Raw genomic sequence first — 25,229 nt, 5'->3', positions numbered from 1 at the left:
GTATCGGCAACCTCATCCAGGCCACGGAGATCGACATGTTTTCTTCCCTTCACGCACTTGCCGCCCACGCCAAACGTCTGACCAGTGTCGCGCTGATCGCCGGCACCCTCGCGATGACCGGCTGCGCATCGACCGCGACTACATCCATGACCGCCGCGCCGGCAACTCGCACGCAGCCGCAGGTTCATGCGGACGTCGTGTATGTATCCACGTTCGACGTGGACACGACCGACGTCAAGGTCGACGGCGGGATGATCAGCAAGATCGCGCCCCTCGCGAGCGGATCGTCCGCCGACGTGCAGCGCCAGCAGAGCGCGCTGAAAACTCGCGAGCAGCTCGCCGACGCACTCGTGCGCGAACTCCGGTCGCAAGGCATCCCCGCGCTGCGCGGCCCGGTGCCGGACGGACGCGACGCGCTGGTCGTCGAAGGCCGGTTCGAGTCGATCGACGCGGGCAACCGCCGCCGCCGCACGCTGATCGGGCTCGGCGCGGGCAAGAGCGAAGTGAAGGCGTCGGTCACCGTGCTGTTCCAGCCGGCGCATGGCGCGCCGCAGCCGCTCGGCACGTTCTCGTCCAGCGCGAACAGCGGCCACCTGCCCGGCATGGTGGAAACCGCCGGGGTCGGCGCGGCGGCCGGCCGCCTCGCGACGTCGGCAGCGGTTGGCGCCGGCCTGCATGGCGTGTCGGAAGTGAAGCACGACACGGTGGCGTCCGATACGGACCGCCTCGCGCGCTCGATCGCGAAACAACTCGCGACGCAGAACGCGGCAAATGCGTGGCTGCCGACGGTGTCGGCGAGCTGACGCACCGGGCCGCCGCCTGCGAGGCCCGACGGGCACGCAGGCGAGCGGCCGGGCATAATGCGCGAGGCCGGTCCGGCGCCACGCGCCGCGACCGTGCCGAGCCACCCGACGGCCCGCATCATGGCCCGTCCCGAATCCTGAACTTCAATCCGTGAATGTCATGCAAGTACTCGTCGTAGGAACCGGCAAGCTGGCCAGCGAACTGCTCGACGCGCACCGGCTCGACCCGGCCACCTGCCGCGTGATCCCCTGGTCGGACAGCGCGCGCGACGATGCGCAGCGCAGCGACGCCCGAACGATCGTCGTGCATGCCGGTTCCGGCCGCGAACTCCCCGCCGTGATCGCGTTCTGCGCGGCCACCGGATCGCCACTCGTCGAGCTGTCGACCGGCTCCGAGCTCGAAACCGGCTCGCACGCTTTCCCGGTCGTGCTGTGTCCGAACACGAACATCCTGATGCTCAAGTTCATGAGCATGCTGGAAAGCAGCGGCCACCTGTTTCACGACTGCCGGATCAGCCTGACGGAGTCGCACCAGGCCGGCAAGACGTCCGTCCCCGGCACGGCCGTCGGGATCGGCCAGTCGCTCGGCGTGCGGCCGGAAGACATCCGCTCCGTGCGCGACCCGGACGTGCAGCGCAGCGAATTCGCGGTCGCCGACGATCAACTCGGCCGCCACGCGATACACCGGATCCGCATCGACGACGGCGCGTGCAGCCTGCAGTTCGAATCGCGCGTGGTGGGCGCGACACCTTACGCCGATGGCGTGTCGCGCATCGTCGACGCTGTTCGGCTGCACGATCTCGAGTGCCGCCGCTATTCGATCGTCGAATTCATCCGCAACGGTTGGCTGTAGTCGCGGCGATGCGCGGCGGGCGGCATGCGCGCATCGCAGGTCGCAGACGTTTTCGCTCAACGCAAGACAAGGTTCGGTGCCGACTTCCGTGGAGGTCGTCGACCGCCCGAGCCGCGACATCCGGGCCGCCGCCGACCGCGCCTGACGTCCCGCATGGCCGGCGTTCAAGATCACGCCAGCCGGCTTCGCCGCCACGGCCGCTCGCGAAATTCGACGCGCAATCGTCCTGCCGCATTCGCTGGTAAGTTACCGGCCGAGGTTCATTCGCCGAGATGGGGTGCGAGTCACCGCTAACGCCGGCGCCTGAACCGCTCCCCTCGACCTCTCCCCGACAGGAGTGCAACCGATGCCCCGACCCGATTTCATCAAGCACTGGACCGAACTCGAAGAACCGGACGCGCATTGCTATCGCGGCGATACCGAGCCGATGGCGCTGGACGCACCGCTTTCCGCCGCGCTCGGCATCACGCGTATCGGCATTCATCACGTCAGGCTTCTGCCCGGCCGACGGACGTCCTATCCGCATGCCGAAAGCACCGAGCAGGAATTTGTGTACGTGCTCGAGGGCAAGCCCGACGTCTGGATCGACGGCGTGCTTCACCCCGTTGCCGAAGGCGATTCCGTCGCGTTTCCGGCGGGCACCGGCATCTGCCACACCTTCATCAACAACACGAAGGACGAGGTCAGGCTGATGGTGATCGGTGAACGTCCGCGCGACGACAACCGCATCCGCTACCCGATGAACGAGGCGTATGAGCTGACCCGCGCGGACCGCTGGGTGGACTGGCCCGACAGGCCGCTCGGAGACCACAACGGGATGCCGGACTGACGCCTGTGCAGATTCACCCGACGGAACCCGCCGAGCCTGCGGTGCGAACTCGCAGCGGGCCGCCGAAACCGCCGTGTTTCACCGGTCGTTACCGCGTCCACCGTCACTCACTGCCAAGCACCGCCCCGCTCTCGGGCAACGTCGCACCGCCGTCGACGACGATCGTCTGCCCCGTGATGTACGCGGCATCCGCCGACGCGAGAAACAGCATCGCGTTCGCGATATCTTCCGGTTCGCCCATCCGCGCGAGCGGAATGTCACGCGCGATCTGCGCGGCGACCGACGCGTCGCCGAGATTGCCGGCCGCCGGCGTGCGAATCATGCCCGGCTCGACGCCGTTCACCGTCACGTTGCGGCGCGCGAGCTCCAGCGCGGCCGCACGAATGAAGCCGTTCACGCCGGCCTTCGACGCCGCGTAATGCGCGAGCCCCGGGTACACGACGCGCGGCCCCGTCACCGACGACGTGACGAGCAGCCGCCCCGCTCCCGCGCGCTCGAATGCGGGTAGCGCAGCCTGCGCGAGCCAGAACAGCGCCGACAGGTTGACCGACAGCGTCCGGTCGAGCGTCGGCTCGTCGATCTGCGTGAACGGCGTCAGCGGAAAATACGCGGCATTGTGGACGACCACATCGAGCCGGCCACCGTCGCGCTCGACCGCCGCGACCAGTGCGCCCAGTTCGTCGCGGCTGGCGGCATCCACCCGATAGGCGCGCGCCTCGCCGCCCGTGCTCGCGAGCGCATCGGCCTGCGCGGCGGCCGCCTCGCCGTTCAGGTCGGCAAGCGCGACGAACGCGTCGGATTCCGCGAATCGGCATGCAATCGCCGCGCCGATCCCCTGCGCGGCGCCCGTGACGAGCACGACGCGCCCGCTGAAATCCGCCCGCAGGCGGCCGCTGCCCGGCACGGCATTCATCGCTGCGCCTCGCCGCCGAGCGGATGCACGGTTTCGTTGAGCACCTGCGCGTGCGCGCCGACGGGGAAGCTCGACAGCGTGCCGAAATCGCCGCCCTGATAGCCGAAGATCTTGCCGTCGGTCTTGCGCTGCGCGAGGTCGATCAGGACGACGCCGAGCGTCGGCACCACCTTTTCTCGCCAAACGAACAGATACAGTTCGTCCGCAATCCTGAAGTAATGACAGCGGTCGACATCGGCCAGCCCGCCTTCGACACCCTGCAGGCACTGCCACGCGTAGAAATTCTCGTTCAGGTAGATGTGCTCGTAGCATTCGGTCGGGCTATAGCGATACATCGTCCGCTTGCCGATCAGCTCGCGCGTGGGCCCGTGCAACGGCCCCGGCTGCGTGTGACCGCCGAGCGTGCCGTGCCGGAACTCGGCCTCGACGCCCGTCAGCGGCAGCCCGCGCGCAACCCGCGTGAACGCGTCGATGCGCGTGTCGGCTTCGGTCGGCAGCGCGCCGACGACCGACGTCCATACGCCGTTGTCGAGATCGATCACGAGGCTGACCGACGTCGCGCGGGCGGCCGAATCGATGTAGTCGACGAAGTACAGCCCGTCGCGCAGCCGCGTCACGCGGCACGGCTCGCGGCCGCCCGTGTCGGTCGCCGCATCGCGCCACTGCAGCGCGCCGGGCTCGAACGTATAGACGCGCCACGCGCCCGATGCGTCGCCGAGCGCAAGCGTCCGCCCGGCGAGCGCGTCGACGGATGCGAGGATGTTCGCTTCCGGCGCGAAGCCGTCCGCGAGCGCGCCAACCTGAATGAATACCGGATCCTGTCGTTCCACCTGCCGTCTCCCGCGCAGCTTCAGGCCCGGCGGGCCGTGTACGCTGCTCATGTGCACATGGTGCGGGCTGCGCGCGCCGCGCGGTATCGGCCAAAAGGATGAAGGGCGCGCGGCGCCGGAACGCGCTAAAGTGCACGACATCCGCGCCGCGCCCGGCGCGAGGAGCGCACATGCACCGCGTCACTCATTACCGACGGACCGACGAAGGCATCGAGGCAATCAGCCTCGAATCCGACCGTGCGTTTCCGCGCCACGCGCACGACGAATTCGGGGTCGGTGTGATCGTCAGCGGCGCGCACCGGTCGTGGAGCGGTCGCGGGCAGGTCGACGCACTGGCCGGCGACGCGATCATGGTCAACCCGGGCGAGATGCATGACGGCTCGCCGATCGAGGCCGGTACGGGCCGGCGCTGGCGGATGCTGTACCTCGCACCCGCGCTGGTCGCGGGGGTGGCGGCGGAAGAAGGCCTCGGCGGCGTCGAACTGGCGCATCCGGCGGTGCGCGATGTGCGGCTCACGGCCGCTGTCGGCCAGCTGCATGCGCGTATCGTCGCCGGGCAATCCCAGCCGCTCGCCCGCGACGAAGCGCTCGTAATGCTCGTCGCCGGGCTGCTTGCCCGGCATGCGAACCGCACGCTGCCGGCGGCGGGCGTCGCACCGGCGATCCGCCTCGCCCGGGAGCGGCTCGACGCGGCGCCGGCCACGCCCGTTTCGCTCGCCGAGCTGGCCGACCTGAGCGGCGTCAGCCGCTACCAGCTGCTGCGCGGGTTTGCCCGCGAAGTCGGCATCACACCGCACGCGTACCTGATCCAGTCGCGTGCGCGGCTGGCGCGCGCGCTGCTGGCCAGCGGCTTGCCGATCGCCGATGCCGCGGCCGAAGCCGGCTTTGCCGATCAAAGCCATTTGACGCGTGCGTTCGCGCGCCAGTTCGGGATCACGCCGGGGCGGTTCACGCAGGCCGCTTGACGCCGCTGCCATCCTGCGGGGCCCGTCGCCGAACATACCGACCTCGAAGGCTGCGCCCACATCGACAACTGCGACGGCACGCCGCGCCATGCGCTGCTCGCGGTGACTGTCGCCCCCCCTGTCGTCCGAGCATGCCGAATCGCGCGCGCCGTATTCGACACGCCCGCGCGCGCTGCAATTTCGTTCAAGACGCGCACGGCCGCCGTACGCGACGATGCGGCGCATGAAGACACGACTGATCGGCTATCTCTATCTCGCCGCCGCCATGGCGGGCGTCGGCAGCACCGTCATCGCGAGCCGTCTCGCGGCCGGCGGCCTGCCGCCGTTCGCGGCTACCGCGCTGCGCTTCCTGATCGCGACACCGCTGCTGTTCGCGCTGATGCGCGCGCAGCGCATGCGCTGGCCACGCCTCTCCACGCGCGACGCCGTGCTGCTCGTCATCCAGGCGGCGGCGGGCGGTGTCGGTTATACCGTGCTGCTGATCTGCGGCACGAAGCTGTCGTCGCCGCTCGACGCGGGTGTGATGCTCGGCACGCTGCCCGCGATGTCGACGCTGATCGCGGCCGTCGTGCTGCGCGAGCGGCAGACACCGCGCGACTGGGTGGCCGCCGCGCTCGCAACGGCCGGCGTGCTGTTCGTCACGTTCGCGCCCGGCCAGGCCCTGCCGTCGCTCCGCACGCTCGCCGGCGACGCGCTGGTGCTGGCCGCCGTCGCCTGCGAAGCCGTATTCATCCTCCTCAACCGGCGGCTGGCCGCACCGTTGCCGCCGCTGGCGCTGTCCACCGCGATGTCCGGCCTTGGCTTCGTCCTCGCCCTCGTGCCCGCCGCGTTCGAATGGCACGCGGTGGCGACCGGCTGGACGGTCGACGCGGTGTCGGCGATCGCCTACTACGCGCTGGTGCCGACCGTGCTCGGCTATCTGTGCTGGTATGCGGGCTCGGCGCGCACGAGCGGAACCGAGGCCGCGCTGTTCACGGCGGTCGCGCCGGTCTCGGCCGTGCTGTTCGCGGTCGCGCTATTCGGCGAAACGCTCAGCGGCACGCGTATCGCGGGTATCGCGCTCGTCATCGCCGGCATGGTCGTCGGCGCGACGCGGCGACGCGAACCAGCCGAAGCACGCAATACGCACCCGGCGAATCCGGATCGACCGTCCCGCCCCAAGCCCGCCGCGCAAACAGCCACCGACTGACTTGCGCTCATCGCGTCGTTGCGTCGTTGCGGAAACGGCGGCGGCTCCGCCCCGCCGTATAACCGGCCGATCCTCGCGTTTCCCCCGTGCCGCCGGCAACTGTAGGAATGTGTCCGCGCACCGCAAAACCGTTGCGCACCACCCCGCAAGATGCAATATTCGCGTGGCCGGGACCTTTGACAACCATCGAACAACAATCCGCCACGCAATGAACAGGAAGGAAGCCAAAACAAAAATCGCGGTGCTGCTGTCCACGGGAACGAGGAAGGCCGACGCATTGGCCGAACTGTCCGGGCAAGGACTCAAGGATCGTGTGCTTGCGCACCTGATCGCGTCGCACCCCGATCCCGAACGCTGCCGCCAGAACAAGCTGCACATCCGGATCCTGGTCGCGCTCGGCGTCGCCCAACTCGCGATCAGCCTTATGCTCGCGTACTACTTCTTCGCCACCGGCGCCGGCAACGGCCTCGTGCTGGTGTTCCTCGCGCTGACCATGCCACTGTCGCTGCTGTTCATCTGGGGCTTTGCGACCCATCGTGTCGGCGCGTACCACGCGTTCATCCTGCTGTCGCTACTGCAGGTGCCGAAGACCATCGCCGCGCTCGGACGCGATCCGTCGACCGCGCTGCCGAGCCTCGCGATCACGATCCTGCTGGTGGGCTATGTCTGGTTCGTCCGCAACCGCCTGTTCCCCGACTACGGCTGGTTCACGCCGCGCAAGGTCGAAGGCCGTTACGCGTTCGTCGAGCACGCCTGACGCCACCGGCATCGAGCGCCGGCCGCAAGAAAAAAGGCGCCGGGCCGCCCCGCAATCGCGGGACGGCCCGGCGCCTTCTGCATTCCGGAATCGGTCGGCTTACTTGGCCTTTTCAGCCGAATCGCTGATCGCCTGGCCACCCTTCGAAATGTCCTGCCCCACACCGGCGACCGTGTTGCAACCGGCGAGCGCGGCGGTCACCACCAGCAGCATTGCAGCAATCGTACGCGTCATTCTCATTCTCCTTGGAATCAACAAGCCCGACGGGCGAATCGTTTGCGGCGTCGCGCCCGGCAAGATGCCGGGCACGGGGCCTGATCTGATTATACGGAGACGGCCGCCGCGCGCCAGTCCGAACCCGCCGCTTGTCACGCGGGCCACACAGCCGGTTCGCGCAGATTTTCCTTGACTTCAACACGCGAGGAACTAATATACGCACCGCGTATATTTCTCGTCAGGAGCCGCCGATGACCGTCCCCCAGCAAGCCTTCCTCCGCGACGCCATGCGCCGCCTCAACATGACGCGCGAAGCGTTTGCCAGCCGCATCGGTGTGAGCCGGCGCGCGCTGGATACCTGGCTTCTGCCCGACGATTCGCAGGAATCGCGCGGGATGCCCGAGATCGTCGAACGCTTCGTGTCGGAAATCGTCGAGCGCTCGGTACCGGAAGGCGGCAACTATACGCAAAGCGTAGATAATCAGGGGCTGGCCAAGCAGTTCTTTTTCGAGGGCAAGCCGCAACTGCTGTCGGTCGACCAGTTCTCGCGTGAATCGGTCGAGGCGCTGTTTCGCGTGGCCGACGTGATGCAGCCCATCGCGCGCCGCCACAAGATTTCGCGCGTGCTGGAAGGCGCGGTGCTCGGCAACCTGTTCTTCGAGGCCAGCACGCGTACGCGCGTGTCGTTCGGCGCCGCCTTCTGCCGGCTCGGCGGTTCGGTGTGCGACACGACGGGCTTCACGTTCTCGTCGATGGCCAAGGGCGAATCGATCTACGACACGAGCCGCGTGATGGCCGGCTATGTCGACGCGCTCGTGATCCGCCATCCGGAGAAAGGCTCGGTGGCCGAGTTCGCGCGCGCGACCAACCTGCCCGTGATCAACGGCGGCGACGGCCCCGGCGAGCACCCGAGCCAGGCGCTGCTCGATCTCTATACGATCCAGCGCGAGTTCTCGCGGCTCGGCAAGATCGTCGACGGCGCGCACATCGCGCTGGTGGGCGACCTCAAGTACGGCCGCACCGTGCACTCGCTCGTCAAGCTGCTCGCGCTGTACCGCGGGCTCAAGTTCACGCTCGTGTCGCCGCCGACGCTCGAGATGCCGGCCTACATCGTCGACCAGATCGCGACGAACGGCCATGTGATCGAGCAGACGACCGATCTCGCAGCCGGGCTGCGCGGCGCGGACGTCGTCTATGCAACGCGGATCCAGAAGGAGCGCTTCACCGACGAGTCGTTCGAAGGCTACACGCCGGATTTCCAGATCAACCAGGCGCTCGTCGATTCGGTGTGCAAGCCGGACACGTTGATCATGCACCCGCTGCCGCGCGACAGCCGGCCCGGCGCGAACGACCTGTCGGTCGACCTGAACCGCGACCCGCGCCTCGCGATCTTCCGCCAGACCGACAACGGCATTCCGGTGCGGATGGCGATCTTCGCGGTGCTGCTCGGCGTCGAGAACCTCGTCCAGCATTCGATGCGCGACGCGACGTGGCGCCCGCCGGCCTATCTCGGGCCGGAGGATGCGGTGTTTCACGGGGTCGATTGAGAAGGAACTGCGGGGGGCAAGCCAGTCAGGCGCCCCTACGTTCAACGGAAAGCGCGCCGGGCGGCCCGGCGCGCTTTATTCTTTGCGCGGTGAACAGATGAGCAATCAGCGCCTAGGACGCCCACGGATCGATTACCCGCAGGCCAACCGCCTCGAATGGCGCGACGTCGCGCGTCGCAATGATCAATCCGTTCACCTCGGCCGTCGCGGCGATGAAGCAGTCGGCGGGCGCGATCGCGGTGCCCGCGGCACGGGCCCGCGCGCGGATGCCGGCATAGGCTTTCGTCGCCACCTCGTCGAACGGCAGGATCCGACCGCGAAACAGCGGCACGACACGCTGCTCGATGCTTTGATGAAGCCAGTCGCGCCTGCGACCTTCCGGCAACGCCGCCACGCCGAAGCGCATTTCGGCGAGACTGATCGCAGCCAGAAACAGCGTTTCGACGTTCTGGGCATCGAGCCACTCGATCACGGCCGCGCTCGGCTCGCGCCGCAACGGCTCGGACATCACGTTCGTATCAACAAGGATCATTCGAAGCTCATCGGGTCGGTTAGCGTCTTGTCGCGCTGCGCGTCGAAATCGACACCGCCCGCCTCCCGTCCGATTTCCGCCAGCAGCGTCCCCAGCTTGAGCCGGCCTCCCGGAAGAACGGCCTGCTCGAGGATGTCCCGCACCTCGGCTTCGGTGCTGCGCCCATGCTGGGCCGCACGAATCCGAAGCGCACGGTGCACTTCATCGGGCAGGTTTCGAACCGTAATCACAGGCATGATGCACCTCACTACATTTGCTTTCAATGCAGTCATATTAGCACCTTGATGTCATGGCGGGCGATCCGCGACAGAACCACTCTACCCCGCCAGACACGCCCGCCACAGCTGGCCTTTCGGCCATCAACACCGCCCCGCGCGCCCCACCGCCACCCCGTCACATTAGTTGACACTTTCCTTACTGACGCTAACAAGAACGCTTCTCATTCAACAAAAAATTACATAGAATGCCGCCTGAAAACAAATCGTAATAATTCCCGGCGGCATGCACATTCCCGTAGCGCACCGCCCCCGGGGCCACACCGCGAGGTCGAAGCGCACCATGAAGTCACGTTCCGACGAGCTGAAGCTCGGTAAATTCACCACCCTGTGCAGCGTGCTCGCCGCAAGCCCGGCCTTCGCGGCGGACGGCACGCCGCCGCCCGCCCCGGCCGGCACCGAAGGCCATCTCGCGCCGATCGAGGTCCAGGGCAAGGCCGAGCACAGCTACAAGGCCGACTTCTCCGCTTCCGCGAAATTCACCGCGCCGCTCGTCGACACGCCGAAATCCGTCACCGTGATCCCGCAGGAGCTGATCCAGAACAGCGGCGCGTCGACGCTGACCGAAGCGCTACGCACCGTGCCCGGCATCACGTTCGGCGCCGGCGAAGGCGGCAACCCGCTCGGCGATCGCCCGTTCATCCGCGGCTACGACACGCAGGGCAGCATGTTCGTCGACGGCATGCGCGACACCGGTGCGACGACGCGCGAGATCTTCAACACCGAGCGCATCGAGATCACCAAGGGATCCGACGGTGCGTACGGCGGCCGCGGCGGCGCGGGCGGCAGCATCAACCTGATCACGAAGGCCCCGCACCTCGGCACCACCGCCGCCGCGAGCGCGGGCCTCGGCACCGACCGCTATCGCCGCTTCACGGCCGACGGCAACTGGCAGTTCGCCGATCACGCCGCGTTCCGCCTGAACCTGATGAGCCACAACAACGACGTCGCCGGCCGCGACGCGGTGAACAACGAGCGCTGGGGCGTCGCACCGTCGATCGCGTTCGGCCTCGGCACGTCGACGCGCGTCGTCGCGAGCTATTACCACCTGCAGACGGACGACCTGCCCGACGGCGGCATCCCGTACTACTACGGCTTCAACCTCCCGAAAGGCGTCGCCACCGACGGCCCGGCGCCCGTCGACCGCCACAACTTCTACGGCCTGACCAACCGCGATTTCCGCAAGACGACGTCGGACATCAGCACGCTGAAGATCGAGCACGACCTCACGTCGTCGCTGACGATCCGCAACACCACGCGCTATACGGAATCGACGCAGGACTACATCTGGACGCAGCCCGACGACAGCCAGGGCAACGTGGTCAACGGCAAGGTCTGGCGGCGCGCGAACACCCGCGACAGCGCGATCAACAGCATCGCGAACCAGACCGAGCTGTTCGGCGAATTCCGCACCGGCCCGTTCAAGCACAGCTTCACGACCGGCATCGAGCTGTCGCGCGAATGGGGCAAGCGCGACACGTACAACGTCGCCGCCGCGAACGGCAAGATCTGCCAGAACGGCATCGGCGCGGCGTCGGGCTACAACTGCACGAGCCTGTGGTCGCCGAACCCGAACGACCCGTGGGCCGGCTCGATCACGCGCAACAACGACTATGCGCATGCCCGCACCGTGACGAAGTCGATCTACGGCTTCGACACGATCGAGATCACGCCCCGCTGGCAGGTCAACGGCGGCGTGCGCATCGACGACTACTCGACCCGCTTCACCGACACCAAGGCCAACGGCGGCAAGACCACCACGCGTGACGACACCCTCGTGAACTGGCAGGCCGGCCTCGTGTTCAAGCCGGCGCAGAATGGCAGCATCTATGCGTCGTACGCGACGTCGTCGACGCCGGCCGGCATGATGCTCGGCGAAGGCAGCGAAACGCAGTCGCTCACGCCGGGCCGCGGCGGCGTCGGCTCGAACGCCGATCAGCTGGCGCCGGAAAAGAACCGCAGCATCGAGCTCGGCACGAAGTGGAACGTGCTGAACGACAAGCTCGCGCTGACCGCCGCGCTGTTCCAGATCGATACGACCAACGCACGCGTGACGCTGCCGAACAACCAATATGCGATGGTCGGCAACAAGCGCGTGCAGGGTCTCGAACTCGGCGTCGCGGGCCAGATCACGAAGCAGTGGCAGCTGTTCGGCGGCTATACGTACATGAAGAGCGAACTGCGCGACAACGGCAAGGACACGGCGAACAACGGCAACCGGTTCCCGAACACGCCGAAGCACAGCTTCACGATGTGGTCGAACTACGACGTGACGCCGAAGTTCACCGTCGGCGGCGGCGCGTTCTACGTGTCGCAGGTGTTCGGCGATCCCGCGAACCAGCACGCGGTGCCGTCGTACTGGCGCTTCGATGCGATGGCGCAGTACCGCATCAACAAGAAGCTCGACCTGCAGCTGAACGTGAACAACCTGTTCAACCGCACCTACTTCGACCAGGCGTATCCGGCGCACTACGCGTCGATCGCACCGGGCCGCTCGGCGTTCGTCACGCTGAACGCGCGCTACTGATCGATGGAGGCCGTGTCGCTGAAGGCGCTCGCGTCGGTATCGCCGCGTGAGTTCGCCGACATCCTGGCCGGGCCGGCCGAGCGCGCCGCCGCGTGGGTCGCGGCGGCGGCCGACAACGGCATCGTCGATGCACAGGCCGTCTACGGGCAATACCTGCTCGACGGACATGGCGTCGCGCGCGATCCGGCGGCCGCGTTCAACTGGTTCCGGCACGCGGCGCGCGCCGGCCACGCGATGGCGATGAACATGCTCGGCCGCTGCTATGAGTTCGGCTGGGGCACGGCCGCATGCGCGCCGGTCGCCGTGTACTGGTACCGGCTCGCCGCGCAGGCGGGGCTCGACTGGGGCATGTACAACTACGCGACGGCGCTCGCGCTCGGTAACGGCGTCGACGAGAATCGCGCCGATGCGCTCGACTGGTTCCAGCGCGCGGCCGCGCTCGGCCATGCGAAATCGATCAACCTGATCGGCGGCTTTTACGAGGACGGCTGGGTCGTACCGGTCGACCGCGACGCCGCGTTCGACCACTATCGACGCGCCGCCGTGGCCGGCGACTTCCGCGGCCAGTTCAACCTTGCGCGGCTGCTTGCCGAGCGCGGGCGCGTCGACGAAGCGCTCGCGTGGCTTGCACGCGTGCCGGCCTCTGCTACCCCCGCGTTCGTCGCGAAGATGCGCGCGTATCTCACGTCGTCGTCGATCGACGCATTTCGTGCGGCCGCGCTGGAATTGCAAACACCGCCACAGCCTCAGCCACACTGTATGGACTCCGCATCATGATGCTTCACATCCCCGGCGTACTGACGAAAGCGCAGGTCGCGCAATGTCGCGAACTGCTCGATGCGGCCGAATGGGTCGACGGCAATGCGACGTCCGGCACGCAGTCGGCGCTCGCGAAACGCAACCGGCAATTGCCGGAAGGCGCGCCGGCCGCACGCGCGGTGGGCGACGCGATCCAGGACGCGCTCGCACGCCATCCGCTGTTCTTCTCGGCGGCGCTGCCGCTCAAGGTGTTTCCGCCGCTGTTCAATCGCTACGAAGGCGGCGAGACGTTCGGCACGCACGTCGACAACGCGATCCGGCTGCTGCGCGGCACGGATTTCCGCGTGCGCAGCGACCTGTCGGCGACGCTGTTTCTCGAAGAACCCGATGCGTACGACGGCGGCGAGCTGTGTGTCGAGGATACGTACGGCACCCATCGTGCAAAGCTGCCGGCGGGCGACCTCGTGCTGTATCCGGCGTCGAGCCTGCATCACGTCACGCCCGTGACGCGCGGCGCGCGCGTCGCGTCGTTCTTCTGGATCCAGAGCATGGTGCGCGACGACGGCGACCGCACGCTGCTGTTCCAGCTCGATACGCAAATTCAGGCGCTTTCCGCGGAGAAAGGCGCGAAGGATCCGATGGTCATTTCATTGACGGGGATTTATCACAACCTGTTGAGGAAGTGGGCGGATGCATAACCAACGATATGCAAGGCAGCCGCTGGACGTATTGCGCGGCTCGGTCGTGCGCTACGACGGTCCCGTCGATCCAATCGAGGAAAGCGGTTGGGAGGCGCCGCCACACGACACGCGAAACGACGGCGTCCACGCGGGCACGACCATCGATACGCGAGGATAAGAGGCTCACGCCCCCGCAGCGGAAACCGCGACACATCCTCCGCCGGACTCTGGCATATTGGCGATTCGTCTGACCAAATCGACCACGAGCACCCGGCCTCGCGCAACCGCGCTTCCTGCTGCCGGCCGGACGTGGCCCGCAACCGTCATTGCGCCACTTCGTCCACTATCGTGATTTCGCTCTCCGATCCCGTTGTCCGGTCCATTACCCTGCTGGAGTCGCACGAAGGGTTTGTCGATCTCGCAGGTTTCCATGAGCGTATCGCCGTTGCTCCCAGCCCCGACGACGTCTCAAACAAGAGCCCGCATTTCCTGAAAGTGCGTCGTGGCGTGGCGGACCGGCTGATCGCCGCCGCGCATACGCTGCCCGCCGGCCTGCGCCTGTACGTCAAGGAAGGCTATCGCCCGCTGGCCCTGCAGCGCCACTACTTCACCGGGCATCTCGCGCATCTGCGGCGGACGCTGAATCCGTTGCCGGACGAAGACACCCTGATCGCACTGACGAGCCACTACGTCGCACCGCCGGAAGTCGCCGCGCACCCGACGGGCGCGGCCGTCGACCTGACGCTGATCTCGGCGGATGGCATCGAGCTCGACATGGGTTGCGTACTCGATGCCACCGACCAGGAATCCTCCGGCGCGTGCTACACGCACAACCCGTTCATCAGCCGCGCAGCCGCCCGCAACCGTCAGGTACTGATCACCGCGCTGGCGGGCGCCGGCCTCACCAATTACCCGTCGGAATGGTGGCATTGGTCGTTCGGCGACCGCTATTGGGCCGCGATGCACGATCAATCGCACGCCATCTACGGCCCCGTCGAGGAAAACATGCTCGACGAAGCCTCACGCTGACATTCTTTCCGACGAAACGCGCCCGCCTCGGTAACATCCTCACTTGTCGATCCCTGCCCGCTCCCGCACAATCGCAGCACCTGCATCACTCTCCCCCGCGCCGATGTCCTATGCGTCACTCGCCACCGGCGTCCTCCTCGCGGGCGGCCTCGGTCAGCGCTTCGACCCGAGCGGCCTGCACAGCAAGCTGCTCGCGCTGCTTCCCGACGGCACGCCGGTGGCGGTCGCGGCCGCCCGCCATCTCGCGGCGGCCACGGCCGACGTGATCGCCATCGTGCGTCCCGGTGCCGAAAAACTCGCGATGCTGCTGAACGAAGCCGGCTGCCACGTCGTCTATGCGCCCGACGCCGTGCGCGGCATGGGCGCGAGCCTCGCGGCCGGGGTGCGCGCGACGCCCGACGCGAACGGCTGGCTCGTCGCGCTCGGCGACATGCCGTGGATCGCGGCGTCCACCTACGAAGCCGTCACGCGCGCGCTCGACGCCGACGACGCGTCGATCGTCGCGCCCGCACATCGCGGCGTGCGCGGCCATCCGGTCGGGTTCGCCGCGCACCACTTCGATGCGCTCGCCGCGCTCGACGGCGACACGGGCGCCCGCGCGCTGTTCGCCAGCGCGCCGGTGCAACTGCTCGACGTCGACGACCCCGGCATCGTGCGCGACGTCGATACACCGGCGGATTTGCGCTGACCGGGATCGCACCAAGCGCGCGGTGCAAAGCAGCGCCAGCGCCGCGCCCAGCGGGCTCCTGCTGAAACCCGCCCATCCGCGGCCTGCACCGACGACACGCCACCCGCCGCCACAATCCCGCTGCAAATGCGCACCCGATTGGCTATAACGGAGACGAGGCGCCCCTGCCGCGCCACCGCCGTCACGCACTCCGCGAGTTCTCCATGACCGATCACACGACCCCGACGCCCGAGCCACCGGCCGACCCGAACCGCGACCCGGAAGACGATCCGTTGTCGCCACCGTCGCCGGGTCATCATCACGACAATCCGCAGCAACCCGACGGCCCGCCGAGCAAGGATCCGGTCTAGCCGCAAGGCGACCCCCCCTTCTCCGCGCGGTTCCCGTCGTCATGCGCCATCGCCGCATGATGCTGCCTAGCGCGCCGTATACCCGCCGTCGATCGGCAGCGACACGCCGCTGACCATCGACGCCGCATCGCTCAGCAGGAACAGGATCGGTTCGACAACCTCGTCCGGCTCCGCGAATCGCCCGAGCGGAATCGCGGCCAGCATCGGCGCCCGCTTTTCCGGTTCGCTCCACGCGAACTGCGCCATCGGCGTGAGCGTGACGGTCGGGTTCACTCTGTTCACACGAATGCCGTGCGGCCCGAGTTCGATGCACAGCACGCGCGTGATCGCGTCCATCGCCGCCTTCGACGCGCAGTAACTGAGATGCGCGGGCAAACCGACGAGCGCGGCCTGGCTCGATACGTTGACGATGCTGCCCCGCGCCTGCGCGACACCACGCGCGTCGCGCGCGATCATCTTCCGGGCGACGGAACGGGCAACCAGCGCCGCGCCGCGCGCATTGACGGCCATCACGCGATCGAAATGCGCGGCGCTCACCTCGAGCGCCGACTCGAGCGATGCAATCCCCGCGCAATTCACGAGGCCGTCGAATGTATCGTGCGCGGCGAGCGTCGTATCGATCGCATGCTCGTCGCCACCGACGTCGAGTCGCATCGTCTCGCACGCGGCCTCGCCGGCCAGCGCATCGAGCGCGGCCATATCGCGCCCGGCCGCGACGACCCGCGCGCCCGCCTGCGCCAGCGCGATCGCGCACGCGCGCCCGATCCCGCTCGACGCCCCCGTGACGAGCACCCGCGAACCGCCGAAATCGAATCGTGTCTTCATGATGGCGTGTGCAACTCGTGCATGATCGGTTTGAGCGCCGGATACAGCGCCGTATAGAGCGCAAAGCGCGCCGCGTACGCTTTCGCGCGTTCGGCATCCGGCCGCGCGCGCTCGACGAGCGTGACCCAGCCGCCTTGCGCATCGTCGTGTGATACGAGCCCTGCCCCGACGCCCGCGAGCAAGGCGGCCCCCATCGCGGCTTCGACATCCTGCTCGATCGTCCACACCGGGAAGCCCGTCACGTCCGCGATGATCTGCATCCATAGCGCCGAATGCGCGGCCCCGCCCACGACGATCAGCCGTTCATCCAAAGCCACCGCGCCGCGCCGCCCGGCCTCGATGTTGTGCCGTAAGGCGAACGCGACACCTTCGAGCACCGCGCGATACAGGTGCGCGCGCGTATGCGCGAGACTCAGCCCGACGAACGCGCCGCTCGCCTTCGCGTCCCATACGGGGCTGCGTTCGCCCATCAGGTACGGCAGGAACAGCACGCCGTCGGCGCCCGGCGGCACGCCTTCGGCCGCTTCCTCGAGCAACACGTGCGGATCGCCGTGCGGCAGCAGGCGCGCCGCATCGATTTCCGCGTGGCAGAACTGATCGCGAAACCAGGCGACCGATGCGCCGGCCGTGATCGTGCCGCCGAACACGTAGAGGTCGCGCTGCCCGTTGAACACGTGCGGCATGCTGACGAGCCCGTGACGCGCATCGACGTGCGGGCTCACGTAACCCCAGCACATGCTGGTGCCGATCATCGCGACATGCTGCCCCGTGCGCGTCGCGCCGGCCGCGAAGGTCGCGACGGCCGCATCGACGCCGCCCGCGACGACGGGCGTGCCGGCCGGCAGCCCAAGCTGATCCGTCCATTGCGACAACAGCCCGCCGACGATGTCCGTCGATTCGACGAGCCGCTCGGGCATCATCGTCGCCGGAATGCCGAGCATGTCGAGCGCGTCGTCGGACCACTCGCGGCGCGCGACGTCGTACACGCCGCCGATATTGCCGGCCGAACTGTGATCGACCGCGACCTCGCCGGTCAGCAGGTAGATCACATACGCGTTCGGCGGCAGGAAATAGCGCACGTTCGCCCACACGTCCGGCCGCTGGTCGCGCAGCCACAGCATCTTCGTGAAGCCGTAATAGCTGTCGACGCCGTTGCCCGTGATCACGCGCAGCCGCTCGACGTTCACGTTCGCGTTGACCCAGTCGACTTCCGCGGTCGCGCGCCGGTCCATCCAGATCAGGCACGGATGGAGCGGCCGCATGTCGATGTCGACCGGAATGCCCGAGCCGCCGTACAGGCTGCCCACGCACACCGCGCGAATCGCATCGGCCGGCACGCCCTGCGCGCGCGCATCGCTCACGCAGCCCGCGATGCACGCGAGCACCGCATCGAACCACACCTGCGGCCATTGCTCGGCCCACAGCGGGCGCGGCGTATCGGGCTGGTAGCCGGCCGAGCGCCGCGCGACGATCGTGCCGTGCCGGTCGACGAGCAGCGCCTTGGTGCTCTGCGTGCCGATATCGACGCCAATGACGTATTCCATGATGTCTCCGGTGAGGCGCACGCCGGCCGTCAGCGGGCCGGCTTCAGCAGCACCTTGATCGATTCGGGCGATTTCGCGACACGGATCGCGTCGTCCCAGTCCTCGAGCGCGAAATCGTGCGTGACGATGCCTTTCGACGTGACGAGCCCGCGCGCGAGCAGGTCGATCGCGATCGGGTAGCAGTATGGCCCCAGGTGCGCGCCGCGCACGTCGAGTTCCTTGCGATCGCCGATGATCGACCAGTCGACGGTCGCATCCTCGCCGAACACGCTGAATTCGACGAAGCGGCCGAGCTTGCGGATCAGGTCGAGCCCCTGGCTCACGCCAACCGGCGCGCCGGTCGTCTCGATGTAGACGTCGCAGCCGTAGCCGTCGGTGAGCGACCGGACGATCTCGCGCGCATCCTCGCGCGTCGGGTTGATCGTCACGTCCGCGCCGTACTCGCGCGCGAGTTCCAGCCGCTCGTCGATCAGGTCGATCACGACGAGCTTCTTCGGCGTCTTCAGGTGCGCGACCTGCGTCATCATCAGCCCGAGCGGGCCCGCGCCCGCGATCACGACCACGTCGTCGAGCTGGACATCGCCGCGGTTCACCGTATGGATCGCGCACGACAGCGGCTCGATGATCGCCGCATCCTCGAGCGATACGCCGAGCGGAATCTTGTGGACGATCGCGGTCGGCGGAATGCGCATGTATTCGGCCATCCCGCCGTCGGCCACCTCGCGCTGGAAGCCGAAGATGTTGTGCACTTCGCACATCCAGTACTGGCCCGACTTGCAATAGCGGCACTTGCCGCACGGCACGATCTGCTCGGCGATCACGCGGTCGCCCACCGCCACGCCGAAATGTTCGGCCGCGCCGTCGCCGAGCGCTTCGACATGGCCGAAGAATTCGTGGCCGGGAATCACGGGCGCCTTCACCCACGGGTTCGGGCCGCCCCAGAACATCTTCGCGCCCGTGTAGCACTTGCAGTCGCTCGCGCAGATTCCGCATGCGGCGATGCGGATCACGAGCTCGTTCGCGCCGGGGCGCGGCTTCGCGACCTGTTCGACGCGATAGTCCTCGGGGCCGTGGCAGACGACCGCGGTCATCCGCGGCTGGGCTTCGGGTGTCGTCATGGATAGTCTCTTTCGTGGATGATCTGGATAACTGATGAATGAATCGTTACCGCGACCGTTCGCGGCTGATGTAGATCGCGAGCAGGATGATTCCGCCCTTGATCACGTTCTGCACATACGGGTTCATGCCGATCATGTTCAGCCCGTTGTTGAGCACGCCGAGCAGCAGCGCACCGACCAGCGTGCCAAGGATCGCGCCGCGCCCGCCCGAGATCGACGTGCCGCCCATCACGACGGCCGCGATCGCGTCGAGCTCGAAGCCCACGCCCGCGTTCGGCTGACCGCTCATCAGGCGCCCGGTCAGCACGATCGCGGCGAGCGCCGACGTGAGCCCGGCCAGCGTGTAGACGATCAGCTTCACGCGCGCGACACGCACGCCGGTGAGCCGCGTCGCCTGCTCGTTGCCGCCGATCGCATACACATAGCGGCCGAACGGCATCCGGTCGAGCAGCAGCCACGCGATCGCATAGACCACCAGCATGATCAGCACCGGCGCCTGGATGCCGAACACCTTGCCGCTGCCGAAGAACGCAACCCAGTCGGGCAAGCCGTCGATCGGGTAGCCGCCCGTGTAGATCAATGCCAGGCCGCGCGCGATGCCCATCGTCGCGAGCGTGACGATGATCGGCGGCATCCCCGCGAACGCGACGAACACACCGTTCAGGAAGCCGAAACCGAAGCCGACCGCGATGCCGATCGCGAGCGCCGCAACCGCGTTCACGCCCGCGACCATCAGCCCGGCCGCGAGCGTGCCCGACAGCGCCATCACCGAACCGACCGACAGGTCGATCCCGCCGGTCAGGATCACGCAGGTCATGCCGACCGCGATGATCGCGTTGATCGACACCTGGCGCAGCACGTTTTCCAGGTTCGCGGCGGACAGGAAGCTCGGGCTCGCGATCATCATCGCGATGCACACGACGATCAGGCCGACGAGCGGATAGAACAGCGTCGAGCGCCGCAGCTGCGCCCACCTCGCGCGTGGCGGCGGTGCGTCGCCGTGTCCGGCGGTGGCCGCGAGCGTCGTGGAAGGCGTGGAAGAAGAATCAGGCAGGTTCATGGGTCGCTCCTCGCGTGCCGGCCGTGGCATAGGTCATGACCGTGTCGGGATCGATCTCGTCGCCTGCGAGCGTCGCCTCGATGCGGCCCTGCCGGAACACGGCGACGCGATCGCACATGCCGACGATTTCCGGCAACTCGGACGAGATCATGATGATGGCGTAGCCGCGCGCGGTGAGTTCGCGCATCAGCCCGTAGATTTCGGCTTTCGCGCCGACGTCGATGCCGCGCGTCGGCTCGTCGAAGATCAGCACCGACGTGTGATGGTTCAGCCAGCGCGCGATCACGACCTTCTGCTGGTTGCCGCCGGACAGCGTCGCGACCTCGGTATGGATCGACGGCGCCTTCACGCCGACGCGCCGCATCACGTCGTGGGTGGTGCGCGCCTCGTCGCGGCGGTCGATCAGCCAGCGCATCGACCGGTACTTGCCGAGGTTGTTCAGCGAGATGTTGTCGCGGATCGAGAACGACGTGACGAGCCCTTCCGTCTTGCGGCTCTCCGGCAGGATGCCGATGCCCGCGCGCAGCGCGTCGGCCGGATCGGCGAGCTTCGCGGCCGCGCCGCGCACGCGCACGTCCTTGCGATGCGCACGCGTCGCGCCGATCACCGCGAGCGCGGTTTCCGTGCGGCCCGAGCCGACCAGCCCCGCGAAGCCGAGGATCTCGCCGGCATGCAGCGTGAAGCGGTTCACCGGGCCACCGCGTTCGATCTGCAGTTCGTTGACCTCCAGCACGCGCGGCGCATCGGCCGCACGCGCCGGCTTCGGCGGAAAGCTGCTTTCGATCCGGCGGCCGACCATCATCCGTACCAGTTGCTCGACGTCCGTGCGTGCGACGTCGGTCGTCGCCACGTACTGGCCGTCGCGCAGCACCGTGATGCGGTCGCACACCGCGAAAATCTCGTCGAGGTGATGCGAGATGAAGATCATCGCGACGCCCTGCCGCTTCAGCTCGCGCATGATCGCGAACAAGTGCTCGGCCTCGGCCGGCGTCAGCGTGGCGGTCGGTTCGTCGAGGATCAGGATGCGCGCGTCGAGCGACAGCGCCTTGCCGATTTCGACGAACTGCTGTTGCGCGACCGACAGCGCACGGATCGGCGCATCGAGATCGATCGCCACGCCGAGCCGCGCGAAGATCGCGGCCGCCGCGTGACGCATCCGCTTGCGGTCGCGCGCGCCCCAGCGATTGCGCAACTCGCGGCCGAGGAACAGGTTGTCGACGGCGTCGAGGTGCGGAATCAGGCTGAATTCCTGGAACACGATGCCGACGCCTGCCGCGACCGCATCGTGATAGTCGGCGAAATGGCGGGCGGTGCCGTCGATCTCGATCGTGCCGGCATCCGGCTGGTGAATGCCGCACAGGATCTTCATCAACGTCGACTTGCCCGCGCCGTTCTCGCCGAGCAGCGCATGAATCTCGCCGCGCGCGATCTCCAGATCGATGTCAGCCAGCGCCTTCACGCCCGGAAAGCTTTTCGTGATGTGGCTGAGCCTGAGTATCGTGTCCATCGGCTTCTCCGTGCAAAGGGCGCCGGCCGTGCCGCCGCCCTTCGCGTCGCATCGCACGTCGTTCACCAGCTGAAGCCCTTCGCATTGCCGCGATCGACCACCTTCACGTCGACGGGAATCGCCTTCGGCACCGTCGCACCCCACTTCCGCGCGATCGCGATGCCGAGCGCGATGCGCACCTGGTCGGCCGGGAACTGCGCGGTCGTCTCGATGAACTTCGAATTCGGCTTCTGGATCGCGGCGATCGCCTCGGGCGCGCCGTCGACGCTCGTCAGCTTGATGTCCTTGCCCGAGCTCTCGATCGCGGCGAGCGAGCCCATCGCGCCGCCGTCGTTCACGCTGAAGATGCCCTTCAGGTTCGGATGCGCGGAGATCATGTTTTCCGTGACCGACAGCGCGGTCGCGCGCTCCTGCTTGCCGTTCTGCGTATCGACGAGCTTCACGTTCGGGTATTTCGCGAGCCCGGCCTTGCAGCCGCGTACGCGTTCGAGAATCGGTACGACCGGGATGCCGTCGAGAATGGCGACCTCGCCGCTGCCGCCGATCGCCTTCGCGAGGTAGTCGCACGACATCACGCCCGCGTCGTAGTTCTTCGAGCCGACGAACGAATCGACCGGGCCGTTCGCGTTCGCATCGACGGCCACCACCACCGCGCCGGCCTTCTTCGCCTGCGTGATCGCCGACTGGATGCCGGTCGAATCGGTCGGGTTCACGAGCAGGATGTCGATCTTCTTCTGCAGCATGTCCTCGACGTCGCTCACCTGCTTGCTGACGTCGTGATGCGCGTCGGTGACGACGACCTGCGCGCCGATCGACGCAGCGGCGTCGTTCAGCGCCTTCTGCATCGTCACGAAATACGGGTTGTTCAGCTCCTGGAACGTCATGCCGATGCGCAGCGGTGCGGCCTGCACGGCGGCAGCGGGCAGCCAGGCCGCGACGGCGAGCGCGGCAATCACCGCCATACGGGCGGCGCGACGGGGGAATGAAGCGGGCGATGCATGCGTCATGACGGTGTCTCCGGTTATGTGTGCGGCTTTTTCGTGGTTGAACGCGCCCCTCGCGACGTGGGCGACGCGATTGCGCTGGGTGAAACGGTGTGGAAAGTTCAGGCGGGCCGCGGCCCCGCGATCATCCGGGCTGCGGCGCGAGCTCGGGGATGCCGGGCGTGACGACACGCGGCGGCAGCGGATTGCCGGTGGGCGCCGCGTGCAGCGCGAGCTCGCGGCTGCGCGCATTCAGGCGCTGCAGCGCGCGGAATTCGGACGGCGCCATCCCCTTCACCGCGCGGAACTGGCGGTTGAAGTTCGACACGTTGTTGAAGCCGGCCTGAAAGCAGATATCGGTGATGCTCGCGTCGTCGGCGAACAGCATCTGGCACGCGGACTCGATCCGCAGACGATTCACGTACTGCACGAACGGCATGCCCGTCTGGCGGTGGAACGCTCGCGAGAACGCGCTGACGCTCTGCCCGGTCAGTTGCGCGAGATCGGCTTCCCGCAGCTCGGACGCGAGGTTCTTGCCGATGTAGGACAGCGCGTGGCTGAGCCGCGTGGGCGTGACGTCGGCCTGGTCGTACGCGGGGCTCGCGAGCAGCGTGCGTTCGGCCGCCGCGCAAAGCCGTTCGAGGATCGTCACGAACAGCGCGATGCGGCGCATGCCGCGTGCGGCCAGCAGTTCGTCGAACAGCGGCGCGATCGCGGCGCTGGTCGCCGCATCGAAGCCAACCCCGCGCCGCGCATCGTCGAGCAGCGCCTGCGCGTCGCGGCATTCGGGAAACGCGTCCATGCAACGGCGCACGAACGCCGGGTCGAACTGGATCACGAGATTGCGGCGCTCGACGGTTTCGCCTTCGGCCATGTCGCTGACCCAGTTGTGCGGCAGGTTCGGGCCGAGCAGCACGAGATGGCCGGGGCCGAACGAGCCGATGTGGTCGCCGACGAAATACTTGCCGCGCGTCGCGACGATCAGGTGCAGTTCGAATTCGGGATGGAAGTGCCAGCGGATCGTGCGATACGGATAGCCGTGCGACCAGACCTTGAACGACTCGTCGCGTCGCACGTCGACCACTTCCAGATCGGGGTGCATCATGGTTGGCGTCTCCATTCCCATATCTCGCTGGCCGGTTCGTTGCGCGCGTGCGCCGCGTATTTCACACGGCGACGCGACCGGTCGCATGGGAAGCAATGTAGGTCGTTCGCGCGCGCGGCTCCACCAACTTTACGCCTGATTTCCGATACTTTTTTGCGCATTCCGGCCGCACAGGGCGCCGGACGACAAATTTGTGCAGCGCGGAACGGCCTGGCGGCCGCCCGCTCCGGTGGTTACGCGGCCGCGTGCTCGCGCGCCGTCCGCACTTCGTACGCCTTCAGGTGGTTGTACGCGATCCGCAGCAGCGACAACGTATCGGCCGCCTGCGGGTCGCGGCGCGCGAGCAGGTCGCCGATCACGTGATCGGCTTCGACACGCGCATGGTTCTCGACGTCGCGCAGCATCGACGCCGTCAGCGGCGACGGCGTCAGCACCATCCGCTGCATCCGCTCGATGGCGGCCGGGTCGGGCCGGTGGCCATTGTGCTCGGCAATCGCGCTGCATTCGCCGAGCATCGTCTCGAGCAGGCGGCGGCCGTCCGGCGCGGCGAGAATGTCGCCTACCGAGCCGCGGAACAGCGACGTGCTCGCGGCGAGCGTCGCGAGGAACACCCATTTTTCCCACATCCGCGCGACCACGTTGTCGCTGAGCGTCGCATCGAACCCCGCGCCGCCGAGCACGTCGGCCACCGCGCGCACGCGCGGCGATTCGCCGCCCGCGAGTTCGCCGAAGGTGACCCCGTGCGTGTCGTTCAGGTGCACGATGCGCTGCTCGCGATCGAGCGTCGCCGCGATCACGCACAGCCCGCCGAGCACCTGAGCCGCGCCGAACCGGTCGCGCAGCACGTCGAGATGACGCATCCCGTTGAGCATCGGCAGGATCAGCGTCTGCGGGCCGACGAACGGCGCGAACGACTGAATTGCGTCGTCGAGGCTGTATGCCTTGCAGCTCAGCAGCACGAGGTCGAACGGCGCGACGCCGGCACCCGCATCGCCCGCGCGCACGGTCTGCACGTTCGCGAGCGTCAGGTCGCCGCGCGGGCTGCGGATCAGCAGCCCGTCGCGCGCCAGCGCGGCCGCGCGGCCGTCGCGCACCAGGAACGTCACATCGCGCCCCGCCGCGGCCAGCCGGCCGCCGAAATACCCGCCGACCGCGCCGGCCCCTACCACCAGAATTCGCATCGTTGCCTCCTTTCGGTTTCATTCGCCGCCGCGCCACCGAGCCGGGCCCGCAGCGCACACGCCATCGCCCCGTGAGTATAGCGACACCCGTTATGCATATGCATAGATACCCTTGTCGGGATTAGAGGGATGCGTCCACGGTACCGGTTCCTAGGGATAACCCG

The 25,229-nt window shown here is 67.8% G+C and carries 26 protein-coding genes; 13 read left to right on the top strand and 13 right to left on the bottom strand.

Annotated elements, in window-relative coordinates:
* Positions 1 to 35: 35 nt before the first annotated feature.
* The 3 genes from CFB43_RS22015 to CFB43_RS22005 all read left to right on the top strand — a co-directional run bounded on the left by CFB43_RS22015 (position 36) and on the right by CFB43_RS22005 (position 2,485).
* Positions 36 to 803 (top strand): DUF4410 domain-containing protein, encoded by a 768-nt coding sequence (locus CFB43_RS22015; RefSeq protein WP_089496557.1) that lies wholly within the window; start codon positions 36 to 38, stop codon positions 801 to 803.
* Positions 804 to 963: 160 nt separating this feature from the next.
* The gene (locus CFB43_RS22010; protein WP_089496556.1) at positions 964 to 1,656 is read left to right on the top strand and encodes a dihydrodipicolinate reductase; all 693 of its coding nucleotides are present in this window, start codon (positions 964 to 966) and stop codon (positions 1,654 to 1,656) included.
* A 346-nt stretch (positions 1,657 to 2,002) separates the two neighbouring features.
* Positions 2,003 to 2,485, top strand: coding sequence for a cupin domain-containing protein (locus tag CFB43_RS22005; protein WP_089496555.1), 483 nt, complete (start codon positions 2,003 to 2,005; stop codon positions 2,483 to 2,485).
* Positions 2,486 to 2,588: 103 nt separating this feature from the next.
* Here the strand turns inward: CFB43_RS22005 and CFB43_RS22000 are convergent, their stop codons facing one another.
* Positions 2,589 to 3,398 carry an SDR family oxidoreductase gene (locus CFB43_RS22000; RefSeq protein ID WP_089496554.1) on the bottom strand — a complete coding sequence of 270 codons (810 nt, stop codon included), beginning with the start codon at positions 3,396 to 3,398 and terminating at the stop codon, positions 2,589 to 2,591.
* Positions 3,395 to 4,228 carry a molybdenum cofactor biosynthesis F family protein gene (locus CFB43_RS21995; RefSeq protein ID WP_089496553.1) on the bottom strand — a complete coding sequence of 278 codons (834 nt, stop codon included), beginning with the start codon at positions 4,226 to 4,228 and terminating at the stop codon, positions 3,395 to 3,397. Before CFB43_RS21995 ends, CFB43_RS22000 begins: the two co-directional genes overlap by 4 nt.
* Before the next feature lie 170 nt (positions 4,229 to 4,398).
* On the opposite strand from CFB43_RS21995, the gene CFB43_RS21990 reads away from it, so the two are divergent.
* From CFB43_RS21990 to CFB43_RS21980, 3 genes are all read left to right on the top strand, one after another.
* Positions 4,399 to 5,193, top strand: coding sequence for an AraC family transcriptional regulator (locus CFB43_RS21990; protein WP_089496552.1), 795 nt, complete (start codon positions 4,399 to 4,401; stop codon positions 5,191 to 5,193).
* A gap of 223 nt (positions 5,194 to 5,416) precedes the next feature.
* On the top strand, positions 5,417 to 6,382 hold the full coding sequence (locus tag CFB43_RS21985; RefSeq protein WP_256990106.1) for a DMT family transporter: 966 nt from the start codon (positions 5,417 to 5,419) through the stop codon (positions 6,380 to 6,382).
* Positions 6,383 to 6,590: 208 nt separating this feature from the next.
* On the top strand, positions 6,591 to 7,139 hold the full coding sequence (locus CFB43_RS21980; RefSeq protein ID WP_089496550.1) for a permease: 549 nt from the start codon (positions 6,591 to 6,593) through the stop codon (positions 7,137 to 7,139).
* A gap of 99 nt (positions 7,140 to 7,238) precedes the next feature.
* On the opposite strand, the gene CFB43_RS21975 is transcribed toward CFB43_RS21980, so the two are convergent.
* A complete protein-coding gene (locus tag CFB43_RS21975) occupies positions 7,239 to 7,373 on the bottom strand; it encodes an entericidin A/B family lipoprotein (RefSeq protein WP_006485835.1) in 135 nt (44 codons plus the stop codon).
* Positions 7,374 to 7,606: 233 nt separating this feature from the next.
* Here CFB43_RS21975 and CFB43_RS21970 point away from each other — a divergent pair, with 233 nt between their 5' ends.
* The gene (locus CFB43_RS21970; RefSeq protein ID WP_089427078.1) at positions 7,607 to 8,902 is read left to right on the top strand and encodes an aspartate carbamoyltransferase; all 1,296 of its coding nucleotides are present in this window, start codon (positions 7,607 to 7,609) and stop codon (positions 8,900 to 8,902) included.
* 112 nt (positions 8,903 to 9,014) lie between these two features.
* Here the strand turns inward: CFB43_RS21970 and CFB43_RS21965 are convergent, their stop codons facing one another.
* Both CFB43_RS21965 and CFB43_RS21960 read right to left on the bottom strand, forming a co-directional pair.
* Complete coding sequence (locus CFB43_RS21965; protein WP_089496549.1) at positions 9,015 to 9,434, bottom strand: type II toxin-antitoxin system VapC family toxin; 420 nt, start codon at positions 9,432 to 9,434, stop codon at positions 9,015 to 9,017.
* The gene (locus CFB43_RS21960; protein ID WP_089448087.1) at positions 9,431 to 9,670 is read right to left on the bottom strand and encodes a FitA-like ribbon-helix-helix domain-containing protein; all 240 of its coding nucleotides are present in this window, start codon (positions 9,668 to 9,670) and stop codon (positions 9,431 to 9,433) included. Before CFB43_RS21960 ends, CFB43_RS21965 begins: the two co-directional genes overlap by 4 nt.
* A gap of 322 nt (positions 9,671 to 9,992) precedes the next feature.
* On the opposite strand from CFB43_RS21960, the gene CFB43_RS21955 reads away from it, so the two are divergent.
* From CFB43_RS21955 to CFB43_RS38485, 6 genes are all read left to right on the top strand, one after another.
* Positions 9,993 to 12,236 carry a TonB-dependent receptor gene (locus CFB43_RS21955; protein WP_089496548.1) on the top strand — a complete coding sequence of 748 codons (2,244 nt, stop codon included), beginning with the start codon at positions 9,993 to 9,995 and terminating at the stop codon, positions 12,234 to 12,236.
* 3 nt (positions 12,237 to 12,239) lie between these two features.
* On the top strand, positions 12,240 to 13,013 hold the full coding sequence (locus tag CFB43_RS21950) for a tetratricopeptide repeat protein (RefSeq protein WP_089496547.1): 774 nt from the start codon (positions 12,240 to 12,242) through the stop codon (positions 13,011 to 13,013).
* Positions 13,010 to 13,693 carry a Fe2+-dependent dioxygenase gene (locus CFB43_RS21945; protein ID WP_089458582.1) on the top strand — a complete coding sequence of 228 codons (684 nt, stop codon included), beginning with the start codon at positions 13,010 to 13,012 and terminating at the stop codon, positions 13,691 to 13,693. The genes CFB43_RS21950 and CFB43_RS21945 overlap by 4 nt, the downstream gene beginning before the upstream one ends.
* Before the next feature lie 330 nt (positions 13,694 to 14,023).
* Entirely contained in the window at positions 14,024 to 14,704 is a 681-nt protein-coding gene (locus CFB43_RS21940; RefSeq protein ID WP_256990105.1) for a M15 family metallopeptidase, read from the top strand.
* A 103-nt stretch (positions 14,705 to 14,807) separates the two neighbouring features.
* The gene (locus CFB43_RS21935; protein WP_089496545.1) at positions 14,808 to 15,392 is read left to right on the top strand and encodes a nucleotidyltransferase family protein; all 585 of its coding nucleotides are present in this window, start codon (positions 14,808 to 14,810) and stop codon (positions 15,390 to 15,392) included.
* Between the two features lie 203 nt (positions 15,393 to 15,595).
* Entirely contained in the window at positions 15,596 to 15,742 is a 147-nt protein-coding gene (locus tag CFB43_RS38485) for a hypothetical protein (RefSeq protein WP_166896045.1), read from the top strand.
* A gap of 66 nt (positions 15,743 to 15,808) precedes the next feature.
* On the opposite strand, the gene CFB43_RS21930 is transcribed toward CFB43_RS38485, so the two are convergent.
* The 8 genes from CFB43_RS21930 to panE all read right to left on the bottom strand — a co-directional run bounded on the left by CFB43_RS21930 (position 15,809) and on the right by panE (position 25,065).
* On the bottom strand, positions 15,809 to 16,567 hold the full coding sequence (locus CFB43_RS21930) for an SDR family oxidoreductase (protein ID WP_089496544.1): 759 nt from the start codon (positions 16,565 to 16,567) through the stop codon (positions 15,809 to 15,811).
* On the bottom strand, positions 16,564 to 18,111 hold the full coding sequence (locus CFB43_RS21925; protein ID WP_089496543.1) for an FGGY-family carbohydrate kinase: 1,548 nt from the start codon (positions 18,109 to 18,111) through the stop codon (positions 16,564 to 16,566). Before CFB43_RS21925 ends, CFB43_RS21930 begins: the two co-directional genes overlap by 4 nt.
* Before the next feature lie 29 nt (positions 18,112 to 18,140).
* Positions 18,141 to 19,229: an alcohol dehydrogenase catalytic domain-containing protein gene (locus CFB43_RS21920; protein WP_089496542.1), complete on the bottom strand. Its 1,089-nt coding sequence runs from the start codon at positions 19,227 to 19,229 to the stop codon at positions 18,141 to 18,143.
* A 46-nt stretch (positions 19,230 to 19,275) separates the two neighbouring features.
* Positions 19,276 to 20,289: an ABC transporter permease gene (locus tag CFB43_RS21915; RefSeq protein WP_089496541.1), complete on the bottom strand. Its 1,014-nt coding sequence runs from the start codon at positions 20,287 to 20,289 to the stop codon at positions 19,276 to 19,278.
* Positions 20,276 to 21,796, bottom strand: coding sequence for a sugar ABC transporter ATP-binding protein (locus CFB43_RS21910; protein WP_089498097.1), 1,521 nt, complete (start codon positions 21,794 to 21,796; stop codon positions 20,276 to 20,278). The genes CFB43_RS21915 and CFB43_RS21910 overlap by 14 nt, the downstream gene beginning before the upstream one ends.
* Before the next feature lie 62 nt (positions 21,797 to 21,858).
* Complete coding sequence (locus CFB43_RS21905; RefSeq protein ID WP_089496540.1) at positions 21,859 to 22,803, bottom strand: substrate-binding domain-containing protein; 945 nt, start codon at positions 22,801 to 22,803, stop codon at positions 21,859 to 21,861.
* A 121-nt stretch (positions 22,804 to 22,924) separates the two neighbouring features.
* Complete coding sequence (locus CFB43_RS21900; RefSeq protein WP_089496539.1) at positions 22,925 to 23,884, bottom strand: AraC family transcriptional regulator; 960 nt, start codon at positions 23,882 to 23,884, stop codon at positions 22,925 to 22,927.
* A 233-nt stretch (positions 23,885 to 24,117) separates the two neighbouring features.
* On the bottom strand, positions 24,118 to 25,065 hold the full coding sequence (gene panE / locus CFB43_RS21895; protein WP_089496538.1) for a 2-dehydropantoate 2-reductase: 948 nt from the start codon (positions 25,063 to 25,065) through the stop codon (positions 24,118 to 24,120).
* Positions 25,066 to 25,229 lie beyond the last annotated feature (164 nt).

Origin of the sequence: Burkholderia sp. AU15512, assembly GCF_002223325.1 — a bacterium.
GTDB lineage: Bacteria > Pseudomonadota > Gammaproteobacteria > Burkholderiales > Burkholderiaceae > Burkholderia.
The sequence above is the reverse complement of the archived record's forward strand: the minus strand, read 5'-3'. Positions and strand labels throughout refer to the sequence as shown.

What these genes read in the sequence shown, in the direction of transcription:
- CFB43_RS21965 (WP_089496549.1), bottom strand. Translation starts at nt 9,434, where the DNA reads ATGATCCTTGTTGATACGAACGTGATGTCCGAGCCGTTGCGGCGCGAG.
- CFB43_RS21950 (WP_089496547.1), top strand. Translation starts at nt 12,240, where the DNA reads ATGGAGGCCGTGTCGCTGAAGGCGCTCGCGTCGGTATCGCCGCGTGAG.
- CFB43_RS22005 (WP_089496555.1), top strand. Translation starts at nt 2,003, where the DNA reads ATGCCCCGACCCGATTTCATCAAGCACTGGACCGAACTCGAAGAACCG.
- CFB43_RS21960 (WP_089448087.1), bottom strand. Translation starts at nt 9,670, where the DNA reads ATGCCTGTGATTACGGTTCGAAACCTGCCCGATGAAGTGCACCGTGCG.
- CFB43_RS21910 (WP_089498097.1), bottom strand. Translation starts at nt 21,796, where the DNA reads ATGGACACGATACTCAGGCTCAGCCACATCACGAAAAGCTTTCCGGGC.
- CFB43_RS21930 (WP_089496544.1), bottom strand. Translation starts at nt 16,567, where the DNA reads ATGAAGACACGATTCGATTTCGGCGGTTCGCGGGTGCTCGTCACGGGG.
- CFB43_RS21915 (WP_089496541.1), bottom strand. Translation starts at nt 20,289, where the DNA reads ATGAACCTGCCTGATTCTTCTTCCACGCCTTCCACGACGCTCGCGGCC.
- CFB43_RS21945 (WP_089458582.1), top strand. Translation starts at nt 13,010, where the DNA reads ATGATGCTTCACATCCCCGGCGTACTGACGAAAGCGCAGGTCGCGCAA.
- CFB43_RS21975 (WP_006485835.1), bottom strand. Translation starts at nt 7,373, where the DNA reads ATGACGCGTACGATTGCTGCAATGCTGCTGGTGGTGACCGCCGCGCTC.
- CFB43_RS21985 (WP_256990106.1), top strand. Translation starts at nt 5,417, where the DNA reads ATGAAGACACGACTGATCGGCTATCTCTATCTCGCCGCCGCCATGGCG.
- CFB43_RS21970 (WP_089427078.1), top strand. Translation starts at nt 7,607, where the DNA reads ATGACCGTCCCCCAGCAAGCCTTCCTCCGCGACGCCATGCGCCGCCTC.
- CFB43_RS21935 (WP_089496545.1), top strand. Translation starts at nt 14,808, where the DNA reads ATGTCCTATGCGTCACTCGCCACCGGCGTCCTCCTCGCGGGCGGCCTC.
- CFB43_RS21900 (WP_089496539.1), bottom strand. Translation starts at nt 23,884, where the DNA reads ATGATGCACCCCGATCTGGAAGTGGTCGACGTGCGACGCGACGAGTCG.
- CFB43_RS22015 (WP_089496557.1), top strand. Translation starts at nt 36, where the DNA reads ATGTTTTCTTCCCTTCACGCACTTGCCGCCCACGCCAAACGTCTGACC.
- CFB43_RS21920 (WP_089496542.1), bottom strand. Translation starts at nt 19,229, where the DNA reads ATGACGACACCCGAAGCCCAGCCGCGGATGACCGCGGTCGTCTGCCAC.
- CFB43_RS21905 (WP_089496540.1), bottom strand. Translation starts at nt 22,803, where the DNA reads ATGACGCATGCATCGCCCGCTTCATTCCCCCGTCGCGCCGCCCGTATG.
- CFB43_RS21925 (WP_089496543.1), bottom strand. Translation starts at nt 18,111, where the DNA reads ATGGAATACGTCATTGGCGTCGATATCGGCACGCAGAGCACCAAGGCG.
- CFB43_RS21955 (WP_089496548.1), top strand. Translation starts at nt 9,993, where the DNA reads ATGAAGTCACGTTCCGACGAGCTGAAGCTCGGTAAATTCACCACCCTG.
- CFB43_RS21990 (WP_089496552.1), top strand. Translation starts at nt 4,399, where the DNA reads ATGCACCGCGTCACTCATTACCGACGGACCGACGAAGGCATCGAGGCA.
- CFB43_RS22000 (WP_089496554.1), bottom strand. Translation starts at nt 3,398, where the DNA reads ATGAATGCCGTGCCGGGCAGCGGCCGCCTGCGGGCGGATTTCAGCGGG.
- panE (WP_089496538.1), bottom strand. Translation starts at nt 25,065, where the DNA reads ATGCGAATTCTGGTGGTAGGGGCCGGCGCGGTCGGCGGGTATTTCGGC.
- CFB43_RS22010 (WP_089496556.1), top strand. Translation starts at nt 964, where the DNA reads ATGCAAGTACTCGTCGTAGGAACCGGCAAGCTGGCCAGCGAACTGCTC.
- CFB43_RS38485 (WP_166896045.1), top strand. Translation starts at nt 15,596, where the DNA reads ATGACCGATCACACGACCCCGACGCCCGAGCCACCGGCCGACCCGAAC.
- CFB43_RS21980 (WP_089496550.1), top strand. Translation starts at nt 6,591, where the DNA reads ATGAACAGGAAGGAAGCCAAAACAAAAATCGCGGTGCTGCTGTCCACG.